At 67.6% G+C, this 16,311-nt stretch carries 16 protein-coding genes; 6 read left to right on the top strand and 10 right to left on the bottom strand.

The features are described from left to right. Together RT688_RS13060 and RT688_RS13055 are read left to right on the top strand one after the other, a co-directional pair. A partial coding sequence (locus RT688_RS13060; protein WP_313705315.1) for an electron transfer flavoprotein-ubiquinone oxidoreductase occupies positions 1-803 on the top strand: 803 nt, incomplete at its 5' end. Between the two features lie 241 nt (positions 804-1,044). Further along, positions 1,045-2,268, top strand: a complete 1,224-nt coding sequence (locus tag RT688_RS13055; protein WP_313705314.1) for a porin — start codon at positions 1,045-1,047, stop codon at positions 2,266-2,268. A gap of 194 nt (positions 2,269-2,462) precedes the next feature. On the opposite strand, the gene RT688_RS13050 is transcribed toward RT688_RS13055, so the two are convergent. The 8 genes from RT688_RS13050 to RT688_RS13015 form a co-directional block, all read right to left on the bottom strand. Further along, complete coding sequence (locus tag RT688_RS13050; protein ID WP_313705313.1) at positions 2,463-3,125, bottom strand: amino acid ABC transporter permease; 663 nt, start codon at positions 3,123-3,125, stop codon at positions 2,463-2,465. 10 nt (positions 3,126-3,135) lie between these two features. Then, entirely contained in the window at positions 3,136-3,951 is an 816-nt protein-coding gene (locus tag RT688_RS13045; RefSeq protein ID WP_313705312.1) for a transporter substrate-binding domain-containing protein, read from the bottom strand. 74 nt (positions 3,952-4,025) lie between these two features. Further along, positions 4,026-4,433 (bottom strand): hypothetical protein, encoded by a 408-nt coding sequence (locus RT688_RS13040; protein ID WP_313705311.1) that lies wholly within the window; start codon positions 4,431-4,433, stop codon positions 4,026-4,028. Positions 4,434-4,509: 76 nt separating this feature from the next. Then, positions 4,510-4,725 carry a hypothetical protein gene (locus RT688_RS13035; RefSeq protein ID WP_313705310.1) on the bottom strand — a complete coding sequence of 72 codons (216 nt, stop codon included), beginning with the start codon at positions 4,723-4,725 and terminating at the stop codon, positions 4,510-4,512. Positions 4,726-4,901: 176 nt separating this feature from the next. Beyond that, positions 4,902-5,375 carry a metallophosphoesterase family protein gene (locus RT688_RS13030; RefSeq protein ID WP_313705309.1) on the bottom strand — a complete coding sequence of 158 codons (474 nt, stop codon included), beginning with the start codon at positions 5,373-5,375 and terminating at the stop codon, positions 4,902-4,904. Positions 5,376-5,407: 32 nt separating this feature from the next. Then, positions 5,408-5,698 (bottom strand): DUF378 domain-containing protein, encoded by a 291-nt coding sequence (locus tag RT688_RS13025; RefSeq protein WP_313705308.1) that lies wholly within the window; start codon positions 5,696-5,698, stop codon positions 5,408-5,410. Positions 5,699-5,807: 109 nt separating this feature from the next. Continuing rightward, positions 5,808-6,446 (bottom strand): DUF882 domain-containing protein, encoded by a 639-nt coding sequence (locus tag RT688_RS13020; RefSeq protein WP_313705307.1) that lies wholly within the window; start codon positions 6,444-6,446, stop codon positions 5,808-5,810. 131 nt (positions 6,447-6,577) lie between these two features. Next, positions 6,578-7,102, bottom strand: a complete 525-nt coding sequence (locus RT688_RS13015) for a GNAT family N-acetyltransferase (protein WP_313705306.1) — start codon at positions 7,100-7,102, stop codon at positions 6,578-6,580. Positions 7,103-7,325: 223 nt separating this feature from the next. Between RT688_RS13015 and RT688_RS13010 the strand changes: the two genes are divergently transcribed. The 4 genes from RT688_RS13010 (at position 7,326) to RT688_RS12995 (ending at position 14,337) form a co-directional block, all read left to right on the top strand. Then, the gene (locus tag RT688_RS13010; RefSeq protein ID WP_313705305.1) at positions 7,326-8,339 is read left to right on the top strand and encodes a sulfate ABC transporter substrate-binding protein; all 1,014 of its coding nucleotides are present in this window, start codon (positions 7,326-7,328) and stop codon (positions 8,337-8,339) included. A 264-nt stretch (positions 8,340-8,603) separates the two neighbouring features. Next, positions 8,604-9,572, top strand: a complete 969-nt coding sequence (locus RT688_RS13005) for a serine hydrolase (protein ID WP_313705304.1) — start codon at positions 8,604-8,606, stop codon at positions 9,570-9,572. Between the two features lie 227 nt (positions 9,573-9,799). Beyond that, entirely contained in the window at positions 9,800-12,745 is a 2,946-nt protein-coding gene (locus RT688_RS13000) for a response regulator (RefSeq protein ID WP_313705303.1), read from the top strand. A gap of 38 nt (positions 12,746-12,783) precedes the next feature. Next, positions 12,784-14,337 (top strand): response regulator, encoded by a 1,554-nt coding sequence (locus tag RT688_RS12995; protein ID WP_313705302.1) that lies wholly within the window; start codon positions 12,784-12,786, stop codon positions 14,335-14,337. A 3-nt stretch (positions 14,338-14,340) separates the two neighbouring features. Here the strand turns inward: RT688_RS12995 and RT688_RS12990 are convergent, their stop codons facing one another. Continuing rightward, on the bottom strand, positions 14,341-15,594 hold the full coding sequence (locus RT688_RS12990; RefSeq protein WP_313705301.1) for an MFS transporter: 1,254 nt from the start codon (positions 15,592-15,594) through the stop codon (positions 14,341-14,343). 213 nt (positions 15,595-15,807) lie between these two features. Next, on the bottom strand, positions 15,808-16,170 hold the full coding sequence (locus RT688_RS12985) for a hypothetical protein (RefSeq protein ID WP_313705300.1): 363 nt from the start codon (positions 16,168-16,170) through the stop codon (positions 15,808-15,810). Between the last annotated feature and the right edge of the window lie 141 nt (positions 16,171-16,311).

Here is a 16,311-nt window from a genome sequence, read left to right as displayed (position 1 = left end):
ACAAAACGCACCCGGCGATCCGCGGCTACTTCGAAGGCGGCAAGCGCATCTCCTACGGCGCGCGCGCGATCACGGCCGGCGGCCTGCAGTCGCTGCCGAAGACCGTGTTCCCGGGCGGCGCCCTGATCGGCTGCGACGCCGGCTTCCTGAACGTGTCGCGCATCAAGGGCAGCCACGGCGCGATCAAGACCGGCATGCTGGCGGCGGAATCGGCGTTCGCGGCCCTGGGCGCCGGCCGCCAGCACGACGAACTGGTGAGCTACCCGGAGGCCTTCAAGGCGTCCTGGCTGCACGAGGAACTGCACGTGGCGCGCAACTTCAAGCCGTGGATGAGCAAGGGCCTGTATCTCGGCACCATCATGACCGGCATCGACCAGATCCTGTTCAAGGGCAAGGCCCCGTGGACGCTGCATCACAAGCATGCCGACCACGAGTGCCTGCGCCCGGCGTCCGAGTTCCAGCCCATCGTCTATCCGAAGCCGGACGGCAAGCTGACCTTCGATCGCCTGTCCTCGGTGTTCATCTCGAACACCAATCACGCCGAAGACCAGCCGGTGCACCTGACGCTGAAGAATCCGGCGATCCCGGTCGAGGTCAACCTGGCGAAGTTCGCCGGCCCCGAGCAGCGCTACTGCCCTGCCGGCGTCTACGAATTCGTCAAGACCGACGAAGGCCAGGACCGCCTGCAGATCAATGCCCAGAACTGCGTGCACTGCAAGACCTGCGACATCAAGGACCCGACCCAGAACATCGTCTGGGTCACGCCCGAGGGCGGCGGCGGGCCGAACTATCCGAACATGTAAGACGTTCGCTCGTCGTATCGACAACAGCCCGCCTGGCGGGCTGTTTTTGTTTGGACCGCAGGTTTTTGCTGGCGCTCGGATTGGCATGGACACGCAAGACCGCGTGGACACAAGCGCCCACCCCGACGCCAAACTAATGTTGGTTCAAAACAACAATTGTCAAGCGTGGCGTCTTTGCTTGAGTCCGCGATTTAACCCTATGGGATAATGCCGCTCTGCAATTTTCACCAACATTATCCGAATGTCAAGTCTCTCCATTGGCCAGCGCCCGCTGCGCCGCGCCCTGCTCTGCGCCGTCCTCGCCGCCACCTTCGCCCCGGGCGCCCATGCCCAGACCTCCCCCTCCTACCTGATGACCCGCCTGGCCCAGCTGCCCGAATACGGCCGCGGCGCGGATGCCGTGCGCGTCTACGGCACCGTCGACCTGGGCGCGATGTATGCGCGCACCGACCATGCGGGCGGCCGCTGGCAGATGCAAAGCGGCGGCAACTACAGCTCCAAGCTCGGCCTCTACGCGTCGGAAGACCTGGGCGGCGGCCTGACAGCGGAAATGAAGCTCGAAGCCGGCTTCAATGCCGACACCGGCACCCAGCAGGCCAGCGCGCTGTTCAACCGCGAATCCTGGGTCGGCTTGCGCTCGCGCACCTGGGGCGCGGTCCGCGTCGGCAACCAGATCAATGCGATGCTGCCGCTCCTGATCGATCCCTTCATGCTGGTGAATACGAATTCGGTCTACACCTGGGTCGGCGGCGGCGCCATGCAGACGCCGCGCGGCGCCGGCGCCAACACCGACCTCGGCCCCGGCGCCGCCACCCTGCCGGTGCGCGTGCCGAAATCGGTCACCTATGCCACGCCGAACCTCGGTCCGGTGGCGGCCCAGTTCATCTACGCCGCCAACCCCACGGGCGCGAACGCACCGAAGGTCGGCACGCGCGGCGGCGTGGCGTCCTACCAGCACGGCCCCTTCTACGTGGCCGCGAGCCTGATCCAGACCTGGAGCGGCCCGGTCGTCGTCGAGGCCGGCCTGCCGGCGCAGGGCGTGCGCACCGACATTCCGTCGGCGGGCGCGATCTTCGACAACGGCAAGCTGGTGCTGTCCACCTCCTATGCGCGCGTCCGGCCGAAGACGGCGCAGGCCGGCGAAGCCGAACTGGTGACGCTGGGCGCGATCCTGCCGCAGGGCCGCCTGACGTACCGCGCCTCGGCCGTCTACCGCGACACCGAAGGCGCGCGCGACAATGCCGGGCGGCTGGCCGAATCCTCGGCGCTGGGCCTGATGCTGGGCGTGGACTACGACCTGTCGCGCCGCACCGCCCTGTATGCGCGCGCTGGCTCGGTGCGCAACTTCGGCGCCTCGACCATCCTCCTCAACGGCGTGGCCCTGCCGCTGGTGGCGGGCAGCGCCATGCCGCAGACCGGCATCGAGACGCGCAGCTTCGCGGTGGGGATGTATCACCACTTCTGATGGCCGACGTAGGGTGGGCGGCCACACCCGGCTCCATGCGCCGCTGCCCCACGCGTTCAACGCACGCATGTAACACCGCGGCTGATCCACGGCCGCTTGAACGCGTGGACGGCGCACATGCCGCGGTCAATACCCGCGCCCGGGTGGAGCCGTCCACCCTACGTCCGACGCAACCCCGGGCATGCACGATCGCGTCAGCGCGCCGCGTGCGCGCGGTTCAGGCGCCGCTCGGCGCGCCTTTGCAGCCCCTCGAAGAACAGGCTGAGCACCCAGTAGATCGCGGCCGCCGCGAGGTAGAGCGGCAGCGGCCGGAAGCTGGTCGCGATCGCTTCTTTTGTCGCCAGCATCAGTTCGGTCAGGGCGATGACCGAGACCAGCGAGGTGTCCTTGATCAGGCTGATGAGCGTGTTGCTCATCGACGGCACCGCCACCCGCAGCGCCTGCGGCAGCACGATGTGCACCAGGGTCTGGCCGTAGCCCAATCCGAGGCTGAAGCTGGCGCGCCACTGGCCCTGGCCGATGCTGGCGATCGCGCCGCGCACGCTCTCCGATAAATAGGCGCCGGCATTGAGCGAGAGCGCCAGCACGCCCGCCGTCACCGGCGCGAATTCGATGCCCACGCTCGGCAGGCCGTAATAGATGACGAAGATCTGCACCAGCAGCGGGGTACCGCGCATGATGCTCACGTAGAGCGCCGCCGGCCAGCGCAGCAGGGCCCAGGGTGCGAGGCGCAGGAGCGCCACCGGGAAACCGATCGCCAGGCCGCCCGCCATCGAGGCCAGCGCGAACAGCAGCGTGTAGCCGGCGCCCTGCAGCATCACCGGCGCGGCGTCTTCCAGCAGCGCGATCAGCTCCATCGTGCGCGGATCAAGGCGCGGGGCGGCTGGCGTCGCTGCCGAACCACTTCATCGAGATCGCCTTCAGGCTGCCGTCGGCCTCCAGTTCGCCGAGGGCCCCGTCGATCGCCGCCTTCAGCTTCGGGTTCCCCTTGCGCATCGCGATGCCCATGCGCTCGACCTGGCCGACGCGCGCGCCGGCCCGGATCGGCAGCTTCGAGTTCTTCAGCAGGTAGGCCACCATCAGGCTGTCGTTCAGCGCCGCGTCGATGCGGCCGAAGGCCAGGTCCTGCAGGTTTTCGGGCGCCGCCGGGTAGCTCCTGACCTCGATGCCCGGCACCTGCTTCGCCTGCTGCTCGAACACGCTGCCCTGCCCGACGCCGAGCTTCCTGCCCTTCAGGTCGGCCAGGCTGGCGTAGTGCGCCTGCTCGTTCCTGCGCACGATGAGCTGCGGGCTGGAATACGTATAGGGCCGCGAAAAGTCGAAGGCCTGCTGGCGCTTGTCGGTGATGCCGACCTGGCTGGCGATGACGTCGTACCTGCCGGCTGCGAGCCCTGCAAGGATGGCGGCCCACTCGGTGGTGACGAAGGCGGGTTTCAAGCCCAGCTTTCCGGCCACGGCCTGGGCCACCTCGACGTCGTAGCCGGCCAGTTGGCCGGACTTGGGGTCGCGGAAGTTGAACGGCGGGTAGGTGCCTTCCAGCGCGATGCGCAGCGTGCCGCGCGCCCTGGCCGTGTCCAGCAGGTCGGCCGCGGCGGCGGCAGGCATGGCGGCGGCGCCCAGCGCCAGCAGCACGGCGGCCAGCCCGAAGGCACGGCGGGAATGGTGGAAGGGTTCCTTGCGCATCGGGCGGCTCTCCTGGAAAAAGCGTCTGCTGCTTTTATAACCCGAAAGACGCACCCTGCGCTAAAAAAGTTTCGTCAGTACATCATCCGCCGGCCATGCGAACCGAAGCGGTGCCCGACCACCAGCGTGGTGCTGGCGACCAGGCTCGACAGCCCGATGATCAGCTGCACCAGCCGGTCGGCCGGCAGCACCCAGTACTGGCCCGGCGGCGGCTCGGCGCCGGTGGCGGCGACGATCAGCGGCGCGATCCAGGCCGCGTCCGGCTCGACGTCGAGCACGACCGCGTCCTCGCCGGTCTGCATGGTGATGTCGCCGCCTTCGGCCAGCGTGAAGCGGATGCCGTAGCCGGTCTCCTGTGGCCGGATCAGCTCCTGCATGGCCTGGTTGTGCTCGTCGATCCAGAGTTCGACGTCCTGCGGGGTTTCGAGGTGGATCCAGGGACGGGGGCGGAAGCGTGGCGGAGTGTCGGCGGAAGCGGTCATGAAATGCGGATCGAATACGGAATACCAAACACGTATGCTAAGGCATTTCCGTCCGACCGTGTGCGCAGCCCGCGGCTTAGCGTACCGGCCGCGCCGTACGGCGCCGGTCCTGCTTGCGGAAATGGTCGGGGGAACACAGCACCCGCAGCGCGACCGGCCGCGGCACGCCGCGCTGCTCCATCAGCAGCAAGGCCGGATGGATGCCCTGGCGGGCGCATAATTGCAACGCGTCCTCGACGTGACTGGCGGTGTTCTGGTCGGTTCGTGCGTCATTCCTGCTCACTTCGCCCATGTGTTCCTCCATGCAAGCGTAGGATGCTAACAGAGCCATACGCACACTTAAAGTAGTTTCTGAAGAAGTTATCGCAAGCGCATGACTTTGTGTCTTATCCGCAAAGTTTGCCGATTTGCTATTGCAGACTTCCGCGTACCGGGCTAGCACGGCAGGCAGGACGCGCCGCGGTACGCCTAGTGCTCGACGAGTGTGACGATGCGCGGCCGCACGCTCTCCCCGTCCAGCACCAGTTCGCCGCAGCTAATCGGCAGGCTGAAGCGGCGGCGTCCCGCACTGCCGGGATTGATGTAGAGCACGCCGGCACGCTCGGCGCAGGCCGGCTTGTGCGAGTGGCCGGAAACGACCACCCGCACGCCGCGCGCGGCCGGGTCGATGTCGAGTTCCTTCAGGTCGTGGATCGCGTACAGCGCGACCGGGCCGAAGCGCAGCAAGGTGGTCTCGGGCAGGCCCCGGGCCCAGGCCTCGCGGTCGTTATTGCCGCATACCACGGTCAGGGGCGCGAGTTCGGCCAGGCGCTCGAGGATGCCCGGGTTGCCGATGTCGCCGCCGTGGACGATGTGGTCGCAGCCGGCCAGGAAGTCCAGCGCTTCCGGACGCAGGAGCCCGTGGGTATCGGAGATCAGGCCGATCCGTACGCTCGCCGGCACGGCCCCCGGCACCGCTTTCGTTGCCTGCGCCGTCAATGGCGCTTGGCGCCGGCCATCTTCGCCGTCGTGTAGATCGAGTACAGCGCAGCCAGGCCCACCACCACGTAGACCAGGCGCGTTGCCGGGCTGCCCGGGCCGAAGATGGTGGCGACGATGTCGACGTCGAACAGGCCGACCATTGCCCAGTTCAGGCCGCCAATGATCAGGAGCGCCATCGCCAGGTAATCGAGGGCCGACATGGCCGAACGGCGGCCTTCGCGCAGGGCCAGGCGACGCTCGGGACCGGTACGGCGATCCATCGTGGGTGCATTCATCGTTGCCATCGTTTTCTCCTTCCGTCAGGTAAACGTCGGTGTTCCGGCATGTACATTGCCGGCCCGGCCCTTCGACAGCGAAAACCCGTGCAAGTTGGCGGCCCCTACCGCATGGGAATCAGCCCTTCCAGGTGCGGTTGAGCCCCGTGTCGGCATGGATCCAGCCGCCCTTGGGACCGGAACGGTAATAATACCCCACTCCCCCGGTACGGAAGCTGCGCACGAGTCCGCCCAGGACTTCCTCCGTCAGGCTGGAAATGCGGATGTCGGCCGCCTTGCCCTGCATGTGCAGCGACTTGCGCGCCGCCGGCACGCCGGCTTCGATCAGGCGCGCGTTCGAGGCCGGGGTGCGGTAGCCCGACAGGATCTCGAGCGGCTGCTCCAGGCCGTAGCGGGCGATGAAGGCCTGGGTGCTCCAGAGGATTTCCAGCAGCTTCGGATCGATCGGCGCGGTTTCCTTGCCGTTGACGTCGCGCAGCAGGTGGCACAGTTGCTGGTAGGCGGAGTCGATCACCTCGCCATCCTTCCAGTACAGCAGCTTCGCCTTTTCGCCGCTGGCCGGACGGGTCACGCTCAGGGTGCGCGGCTTGACCCAGAAGTCGAGGTCGAGCACCTGGGCGTCGAACAGGTCGGGCGGGGGCGTCAGGTCGGCCGGCGCCTGCGGCGCGGCGAGGACATTGCTTGACAAGGCCGGGCCGAGCACGCCGAGGGCGGACAGGCGCATGCCTTGTTGGAGGAAATCTCTGCGGGAAGACATAACGTACTCATCAATGCGAAGTTGCGTACTATAACTTAACAACTTCGCAGAAAAAAGCCGTTACACGTTGCGAATTGGTTGCAATTCAGTTTTGCAGCGAAAAGACACAGACCCTGGCTGCCGATGAGCGCTTACTGGCTGCAATTGCAAAAGCGTTTGCCCTGGCCGCTGCCGCGGTCCTCGTCGGCGTCGAGCGACTTCCACATCAGGTTGCAGTCGAGCCCGAAGCAGGCCTTGTCCATGCCGGAATTGGCATAGCCATGGCGCTCGAAGAAGATGGCGGCGCTCTCCGGGCTGTGCAGGAAGAGCTTGCGGATGTTCCAGGCGCGCGCCTGCGCTTCCACCGCGGCCAGCAAGGCGCGGCCGACGCCGATGCGCAGCGCGTCCGGCTCGACGTAGCACAGCGCCAGCTTGCCGGCCTGGGTCAGCAGCGCCAGGCCCAGCAGCCGGCCGTCCTGCTCGGCGACGATGGCGTGGTTGGTCGGCGCAGCGAACCAGGTCGCGACGTTTTCCGGCGTCTTGTTGCCGAGCCAGGAATCGAGGACGTCGGGACGGCCGCGATGGTCGGGCTCGCAGCCCTGCTCGATCGAGCGGCGCAACAGGGCGCAGGCGGAAGCGGCGTCGGCCGGTGCTGCTTTGCGAATGTCGATACCCATACATCTGACCCACTAAAACATGACAAATTACCTGTTGCTTTCGAACGCGCCATCCTGTTGGGATAACGCCTGACCGGACTATACACCGAAAGCGGCCTTGCCTGCCGGATGCCATGCATACCTCGACGAGCGTCTAAGCATATGACAAAAGTATTCTTTCGTTTTGTTCCGAAATTATGGAACATGAATACTGTCTTCAAAGCATTCTAAAAAGCGAGAACATATGCCGAACCAATCCTTCCTGCCCCTGCGCCGCCTGATCCTCGCGCTGACCGTCGGCGCCGCGCTGCCGCTGTCGGCAAACGCCGCCAATGTCGAGCTGCTGAACGTGTCCTACGACGTGGCGCGCGAATTGTACAAGGACGTCAACCCGGCCTTCATCGCCGACTACAAGAAAGCCACCGGCGACACCGTCACCATCAAGCAGTCGCACGGCGGCTCGAGCAAACAGGCGCGCGCCGTCGCGGACGGCCTGGAAGCCTCGGTCGTGACGATGAACCAGGCCAACGACATCGACATGCTGGCCGACCGCGGCCTGGTGGCGAAGGACTGGGCCAAGAAGTTCCCGAACAACGCCGCGCCCTACTACTCGACCATGGTATTCCTGGTCCGCAAGGGCAACCCGAAAGGCATCAGGAACTGGGACGACCTGGCCAAGCCGGGCGTGCAGGTCGTGATCCCAAACCCGAAGACCGCGGGCAACGGCCGCTACACCTACCTGGCGGCCTGGGGCTCGGTGCTCAAGAAAGGCGGCACCGAAGCGCAGGCGCGCGACCTGGTCGCCCGCATCTTCAAGAACGTGCCCATCCTCGACGCCGGCGGCCGCGCCGCCACCACCACCTTCACCCAGCGCCAGATCGGCGACGCCCTGGTGACCTTCGAGAACGAAGTGAGCATGGTGCGCAAGGAGTTCGGCGACAACTTCGAAGTGGTCTACCCGCAGGTTTCGATCCTGGCCGAATCGCCGGTGGCCGTGGTCGACAAGGTGGTCGACCGCCGCAACCTGCGCAAGCCGGCGACGGCCTACCTGAACTTCCTGTACTCGCCGGCGGGCCAGGAAATCGGCGCCAAGCACTTCCTGCGCGTGCGCAACGAAGCCGTGATGAAGAAGTACGCCGCCAACTACAAGCCGATCGCGCTGTTCTCGGTGGACGAGCTGTTCGGCGGCTGGCGCAATGCCCAGAAAAAGCACTTCGACGATGGCGGGGAGTTCGACCAGATCTACCAGTCGAAATAAACGCAACGGCATCGTCGTATTGACGGATCGAAGCGCTTGAGGAAGCACTTCATTGCCAGTCTAAAAAGGCCCTGCTACAACGTAGGGTCTTTTTTTCGGGCAATTTTCATACATGAGCCCGCTTTTTGCCTGTGCGCCATGGACATGCGGAAATCGCAGTGCTATCTTTCAACACTTAGGTGAGCCTTACGCATGACGCGTGAAACCCGCTGTCGCAACGGCAGCCTGGCCCCGCCCCGACACCCATACCCGACACCGACACCCATGATGAAAAAACTGTTTGCCGCTGTCCTGTTGTCGATCTCGTCCGCCGCCGCGGTCGCGGTGCCGTTCGGCTCGCAATCGGTCCTGGTGGTGGAAGATGACACCGGCAAGGTTCTGCTGGAAAAGAACGCCAGCGCCGTCGTCCCGATCGCTTCGCTGACCAAGCTGATGACCGCGATGGTCGTGCTGGACGCGAAGCAGGACATGAACGAACTGATCGAGATCGACCGCAGCGACGTCGACACGCTCAAGCACAGCAGCTCGCGCGTGCCGGTCGGCGCCAGCATCCCGCGCGGCGACGTGCTGCAGCTGGCCCTGATGTCGTCCGACAACCGCGCCGCCGCCTCGCTGGGCCGCACCTATCCGGGCGGCCTGCCGGCGTTCAAGGAGGCCGTGCGCCGCAAGATCGCCGCGCTGGGCATGAGCAACACCGTGATCGAAGAGCCGACCGGCCTGTCGCCGCACAACCGCTCGACCGCGGCCGACCTGGTCAAGATGGCCAACGCCGCCAGCAAGTACAAGGAAATCACCGACCGCACCACCGATGCCAAGAACCTCATCAGCATCAACAGCCGCGAAGTCGAATTCCACAACACCAACCGCCTGGTCGGCGCCAAGGGCTGGGACATCGGCCTGTCCAAGACCGGCTACATCCAGGAAGCGGGCCGCTGCCTGATCATGAGCATCAAGGCCGGCGGCAAGAACGCGACCATGGTCCTGTTGAACGCGGGCGCCTCCTCGGCGCGCATCATGGACGCGCTGAACATCCGCCGCTTCATCAACGGCGAGTCGCCCGCCGCGGCCCCGGCGCCGCGCGCGATCGCCAAGGCGAGCAGCCGCGCACCGCGCATCAAGGCCAGCGCCGGCCGCGTGAAGGTGAAGGCCAAGGCTTCGTCGCGCAGCAAATCGAAAGTCGTCGTGGCGCCGAAGAAGAAAAAGGCCGTGGTGACGCGCAAGCGCCGCAACTGATGCCCGCGGCGCCGGCCGCCGCCTTCCGCCTCACGAAGGGATTCCCGCCAGCGCCGGAATCCCTTTTTTTTTGGCGCCGCCGGCACGACGTATCGCACTGCCCGGCGCCGCGCGGGGCATGCGCTCCAGGAACTCATCCGTTCGCCGCTGGTGTTACACTACCGCCCGGCTTCCCTTCCCCCGCCGCGGCGGCCCCCGAATTCGCCCCATCCACACAAGGATCAAGCATGAGCAACACGATCCGGCCAGACGGAGCCGGCGAAGCCGCGACACGGCTGCACACCCACGACTGGAGCGGCACCGCCCTCGGCCCCTTCGCGACCTGGCCTGGGATACTGCGCAATGTCGCCGAGATCGTGGTGCGCTCGCCGGTCGGCATGACGCTGATCTGGGGCGAGGACGGGGTACTCATCTATAACGATGCCTATGCGCGCATCGCCGGCGCGCGCCATCCTGCGATCTTCGGCGCGGCCGTGCGCGACGCCTGGCCCGAGGCATGGGACTTCAACCGCGGCGTCATCGCCGCCTGCGCCGCCGGCCGGGAACAGGCTTTTCACGGCCTGCACTTCGTCCTCGACCGCGACGGCCAGCCGCGCGACGCCTGGTTCGACATGTTCTGCGTGCCGGTAATGGACGAGCATGGGCAGATGCGCGGCGTGCTGTCGACCATATTCGAGACCACCGAGCGCGTATGCGCCGAACGCGAGCGCAACCGGCACGAACAGCGCCTGGTCCAGGCCAACACCGACCTCGACGCGCTGCGCCTGACGCTGGAACGGCGCAACCGCCAGCTCGCCGGCGACATGGACTTCCTGAATGCGCTGTTCCGGCAGGCGCCAAGTTTCATGGCGGTGCTCACCGGCCCCGACCATGTGTTCGAACTCGTCAACGACGCTTACCTCAGGCTGATCCAGCATCGCGAGGTGCTGGGCAAGCCGGTGCGCCTGGCGCTGCCGGAAGTGGTCGGCCAGGGCTTTGTCGGCGTGCTGGACCGCGTCTACCGCGAAGGCGAAGCCTTCCACGGACAGGACCTCGACGTGATGCTGCAGACGCGCGACGGCAGCGCGTCGCAACGGCGCATCCTGGACTTCGTCTTCCAGCCGCTGAAGGACCGGGCCGGCAACACCTACGGCATCTTCATCGAAGGCACCGACATCACGGAGCACGCCCTGACCGAGGAGCGTCTCCGGGTCGCCCAGGAAGCCGGCCAGATCGGCACCTTCGAGTGGTTCCCCGCCACCGGCGCGGTCGAGGTGTCCGAGGCCTACCGGCGCCTGTGGGGCTTCGGCCCCGACGCCGCGATCACGGCGGACCTGCTGGTCAGCCGCGTCGAGCCGGCCGACCGCCCGCTGCTTGGCCCCAGCCGCCTGGGCAGCGAAAGCAACCCGATCGGCTACGCCGAATTCCGGATCATCCGCGCCGATACCGGCGAACGGCGCTGGATCGCGCGCCGCGGGCAGCCGGTCGCCTCCACCACCGCCGGCGTCCAGCGCTACCTCGGCGTGGCCTTCGACGTCACCGAGCGCAAGCGCATCGAGGACAACCTGCGCGCGGCCGAGCGCGCCCTGCGCGAGCTGAACCAGTCGCTCGAGCGCCAGGTGATGCTCGAGGAAAGCGAACGCTTCAAGGCCGAGGAGGCGCTGCGCCAGGCCCAGAAAATGGAAGCCGTGGGCCAGCTCGCCAGCGGCGTCGCCCACGACTTCAACAACGTCCTGCAGATCATCTCGAGCAGCCTGCAATTGATGACGCTCGACGGCGTCGGCGGCGCCCTGGCCGCGCGGCTGGCGAACGCGATCGCCGCCGTCGAGCGCGGCTCGAAGCTCTCGTCGCAACTGCTTGCCTTCGCGCGGCGCCAGCCCCTGCAGCCGGTGGCGACCCACCTTGGCCGCCTGATCGCCGACATGCGCGCCCTGCTCGAGCGCGCACTGGGCGACCGCATCGACGTCACCCTGGAACAGGCGCCGGGATTATGGAACGTCGAGGTCGACCGCAACCAGCTCGAGAACGCGGTCTTGAACATGGCCATCAATGCGCGCGATGCGATGGGCGGCAACGGCAGCCTGGCGATCCGCCTGTCCAACGCCGCCGGCGACGGACCGGCAGCCGCGGACCAGGTCTGCCTGTCGGTCACCGACAGCGGCTGCGGGATGACGCCCGAGGTGCTGGCGAAGATCTTCGAACCGTTCTACACGACCAAGGCGCAAGGCAAGGGAACCGGGCTCGGCATGAGCATGGTCTATGGCTTCGTCAAGCAAAGCGGCGGCGAAGTCCGCATCGACAGCCGGCCCGGCGCCGGCACCACGATCCGGATCTACCTGCCGCGCGCCCTGCGCGAGGAAGCCGAGGACGGGCTTTCCGACGCCCCCGAGGCGGCCGGCGCTGGCGAAACCATCCTGTTCGTCGACGACGACCCCGCGGTGCTTGCCACCAGCGTCGAACTGCTCGCCGGGCTCGGCTACCGGGTGCTGGCCGCAAGCGACGGCGAGCAGGCGCTCGCGCTCCTCGGCGCCGGCCCGGTCGTCCTGCTGCTTGCCGGCCTGTCGATGCCGGGCCGGGTCGATTGCGCCGCCCTGGTCGCCCGCTGCCGCGCCGTCGCGCCCCGTACACGGATCCTGCTGACCTCGGGCCAGCTGCCCGACACCCGCATCGCCGGCGCCGCCGATCTGCTGGCCAAGCCCTACAGCCGCATGCAGCTCGCCCGCGCCGTGCGCACCCAGCTCGGCGCCGCCGCGGCGCCGGCGCCGTCCCTGCCGGCGGCCGCGGCCGAACCGCCGGCGCCGAAAGCGGACGCCGGCGCCGACACGGCCCGCCGCATCCTCGTCGTCGAGGACGACCCCGATACCCGCGCGCTGGCCTGCGAACTGCTGTGCGCCCTGGGACACGACGCCAGCGGCAGCGCCTCGGCGGAGGACGCGCTCGCCCGCTTGCGCGACCATCCGGTCGATGTCCTGTTCACCGACCTGAACCTGCCCGGCATGACGGGCATCGAGCTGGCGGCGCGGGCCAGCGCGGCCTGGCCCGCCCTGAAGGTGGTGCTGGCCTCGGGTGAAGGCAAGAGCGTGGTCCTGCCCGCCGGCAGCGGCATCGTGTTGCTGCCGAAACCCTACGACCTCCTCGACCTGGAACACAGCATCGCCGGCGCCGGCCCGTCGCCGTGCGCCGTCGCGCACTGAGCGGCCGGGCGCGCCGCCTCACTTCCCTATCCAATCCCATGACCGAACACCGTCTCCTCCTGATCGACGACCAGCCCATCAACGCGGAACTGATGCAGGCCATGCTGGCCGACGAGACCGGTTTCGTCGTCGAATACCTGCAGGATCCGCTGCAGGCCGTGCCGGTGGCCGAGGCGTTCGGACCGACCGTGATGCTGGTCGACCTGCGCATGCCGCCGGTCGACGGACTCGACGTCATCCGCGCGCTCAAGGAACGCGCGCGCCTGGCCGAGGTGCCGGTCGTGATGCTGTCCTCGAACGACAATCCGCACGCCAAGGCCGAAGGATTCGCGGCCGGCGCCATGGACTACCTGGTCAAGTGGCCGGACCGGATCGAACTGGCGGCGCGCCTGCGCGCGCACTCGCGCGCCTGCCTGACCGCCCTCGAGCGCGACAGCGCCAGGCATTCGCTCGACGCCAGCCAGGCCGAGCTGCTCGCGCGCACGCGCGAACTGGCCGAGGCCGAGGCCGCGCTGCACGAAGTGCAGAAGATGGAAGCGATCGGCCAGCTCACCAGCGGCGTCGCGCACGACTTCAACAACGTCCTGCAGCTCATCAACGGGCACCTGCAGCTGCTGCGCCTGGCGCACCGGAGCGACGAGCGCACCACCCGCCGCCTGGACGCCGCCTCGGAGGGCGTGCGCCGCGGCGCCCAGCTGGCCGACCGGCTGCTCGCCTTTGCCCGGCGCCAGCCCCTGCGCCCGGTGATCGTCGATGCCGCCGCCCTGTTGCGCGGCATGGAAGGCCGGCTCAGGCAGGCGCTGGGCGCGCGCTCGCTCACCATCTCGGCCGCGGCGGATGCGCCGCTGGTCGCGCTCGACCAGGCCGGCTTCGAACAGAGCATCCTCCATCTCGTCCAGAATGCGGCCGACGCGATGGCGCCCGACGGCCACCTGGTGATCGAGGTCGGCGCCGAACGCGCGCCCGCGGGTGAGGCCACGGGCGGATCTGATCAGTTGCGCATCCGCGTCGCCGACGACGGCGCCGGGATGAGCGCGGACGTGCAGCGGCGCGCCTTCGAACCCTTTTTCTCGACCAAGGCCGGCGGGCGCCGCGGCGGCGTCGGCCTGAGCCTGGCCTTCGCCTTCGTCAAGCAAAGCGGCGGCCAGATCGCGCTCGCCAGCACGCCGGATGCGGGCACCACGGTGAGCCTGCACTTCCCCGCGCAGCCCGCGGCGCGGGCCCGGACCGTGCTGGTGGTGGAGGACGAGCCCTCGGTGCGCGCGGCCAGCGCCGAGGTCCTGCGCCAGCAAGGCCTGTGCACCTTCGAGGCGGCCGACGGCGAGACCGCACTCGCACTGATCCGCCAGCGCCTGCCGATCGACCTGCTGTTCACCGATATCGCGATGCCCGGCGCGACGGATGGTTACGAACTGGCCCTGGCGGCGGCCGAGCACCTGCCGCACGCCAGGGTGCTGTTCGCCTCGGGCTGCGCGAGCGACCTCGATCGCGCCGGGGAAGGATTCAGGCAGGCGCCGCTGCTGCGCAAGCCCTACCGGCTCGACGAGATGACGCGCACCGTGCAGCGCCTGCTGGCGCAGGCGCGGTCCTGATCTTCAGGCGCGCGCCGCGGCGGGCGCCATCAGCGTGTAGCCCTTCAGGGGCAGGCGCAGCGACACGAAGGCGGCGATCACCAGCAGCACGCCGGACATGCCGAAGGCCACCCAGTGGGTGCCGAAGTGCTCGTAGCCCCACCCGCCCAGCCAGGAGCTGAGCATGGCCCCGACCTGGTGGCCGAGATAGGCGGTGCCGTACATGACGCCGACCAGGCGCACGCCATAGATATCGGCCAGCATCGCCGAGGAGGTGGCGATGCTGCCGGCCCAGACCATGCCGCCGATCGCCGCGGCGATGTAGAGTTCCCAGTGGGTGCCGACCGCCAGCAGCGCGAAGAAGCCGAGGCCGCGCACCAGGTAGATCGTGCCGAGGATGTTGCGGCGCGGCAGGCGGTCCGACAGGCGGCCCAGCACCAGCGTGCCGAGGATCGCCACCAGGCCGATCAGGCCGATGCCGTAGGAGCTCGTCATCGCATCGAAGCCATGGTCCATGAGCATCGGCACGCCGTGGGTGCCGAGCAAATTCATGCTGAAGCCGCAGGCGAACAGGCCGGTCACGATCTTCCAGAACGGCGAAGTCCACACGGCTTCCCGGAACGACAGGCTGGCCGGCGCCGGCTTGCCGCTCGCGGCCTGGGCGCTGACCTGCTCCGGCAGCAGGTCGGTGTGCGCCGGCGCCGCCTCGCGCATGCACAGCAGCGCGGCCGGAATCGTCACCACGGCGAACACGAGCGCGAAGCCGACCAGCGTGGCCTGCCAGCCGACCGCACCGATCGCGGACGCGAGCACCGGCGTCAGGATCGCCATGCCGGCCATCGACCCGGTCGACAGGAAGAACAGCGCCATGCCGCGCTGGCGCGTGAACCAGCGGCTGATGATGGGCGTGAGCGCGACCGGGCTGGTGAAGCCGAGGCCGACCGACATCAGCACCCCGAAGGCGAGCAGGAAGCCCAGCGGCGTGCGGGCGTTGACGGTCCAGGCGATCGAGACGAACACGATGGCGGTGCCGAGCAGCAGCACGAAACGGGTGCCGTAACGGCCGACCAGGTAGCCCGCCAGCGGCATCGCCAGGCCGTAGCACAGCATGCCGATGGCGATGATCGAGGCCAGCAGGCTGCGCGAAAAGCCGAGGTCCTCGGCCATGGGCAGGAAGAAGGGGCCGATACCGAGGCGCATGCCGACGGTCAGCGTGGTCAGGAGGGTGGCGGCGGCGACGATGTTCCAGCCGAAGTACCAGGGGCGGTGTGTTGTCATGGAGTGCTGGCCTGGACGACAGCGGCGTCCGTCGGGCGAATTGATCAGGGGATCAATATATCAACACTTCGGGTCGGGCGTAAGAGAGCAGGCCCTGGCGCCGCAGCCACCGCGATGGCCGGGCAAGCCCGGGAACGACATCGCGTGGCGGTACTTCGTGCTACGGTAAGCGCGCGGCACGACATGCAGCCGCGCCGAGCGCTACCGTCCGGCTTACTTCGGAAGCACTACCTGCGGCAAGCCGAATTGCTTACGGCAGGAATTACGCATCTCCAGTTCCTCGGCATTCGACTGTTCCAGCGTCCCTGGCGGCGCTTTGCCGGGATTCGCCTGCATGTATTTCGCCGCTTTCATCGCGCGCACTTCGAACTTGCTCATGAAGCACTTGCAGTATGCCGGGAATTTGGCATTGCCCTTCAGGTCCGACTCACCATACGGCGCCGGTAGGGCCAGTCCCCGTTCGCAGCTTTCCGACACATCGGTTCCCTGATCCGTGCGGATCTGGGCATGCGCGGGCGCGAGGATCAGCAGGAATGCAGCGACGCTCGACGCGCGTGCCAGGAAGCTCATCTTCATTGTGAACCCGTTCGTAAAAAGTGATTCACAAAAATACAGCACATTTAGTTACAATAAAAACAATCAACGAAGAAAGTGCGCCCTGCCGCTGCGGCATCGACCGACGGACAATGCCGCAGCGCTGCGCGCCCGGTTGACCGA

Origin of the sequence: Massilia sp. (genome assembly GCF_032106685.1) — a bacterium.
Taxonomy (GTDB): Bacteria; Pseudomonadota; Gammaproteobacteria; order Burkholderiales; family Burkholderiaceae_D; genus Telluria.
Note: the sequence above shows the minus strand (reverse complement) of the source record. Positions and strands in the feature narration are given on the sequence as shown.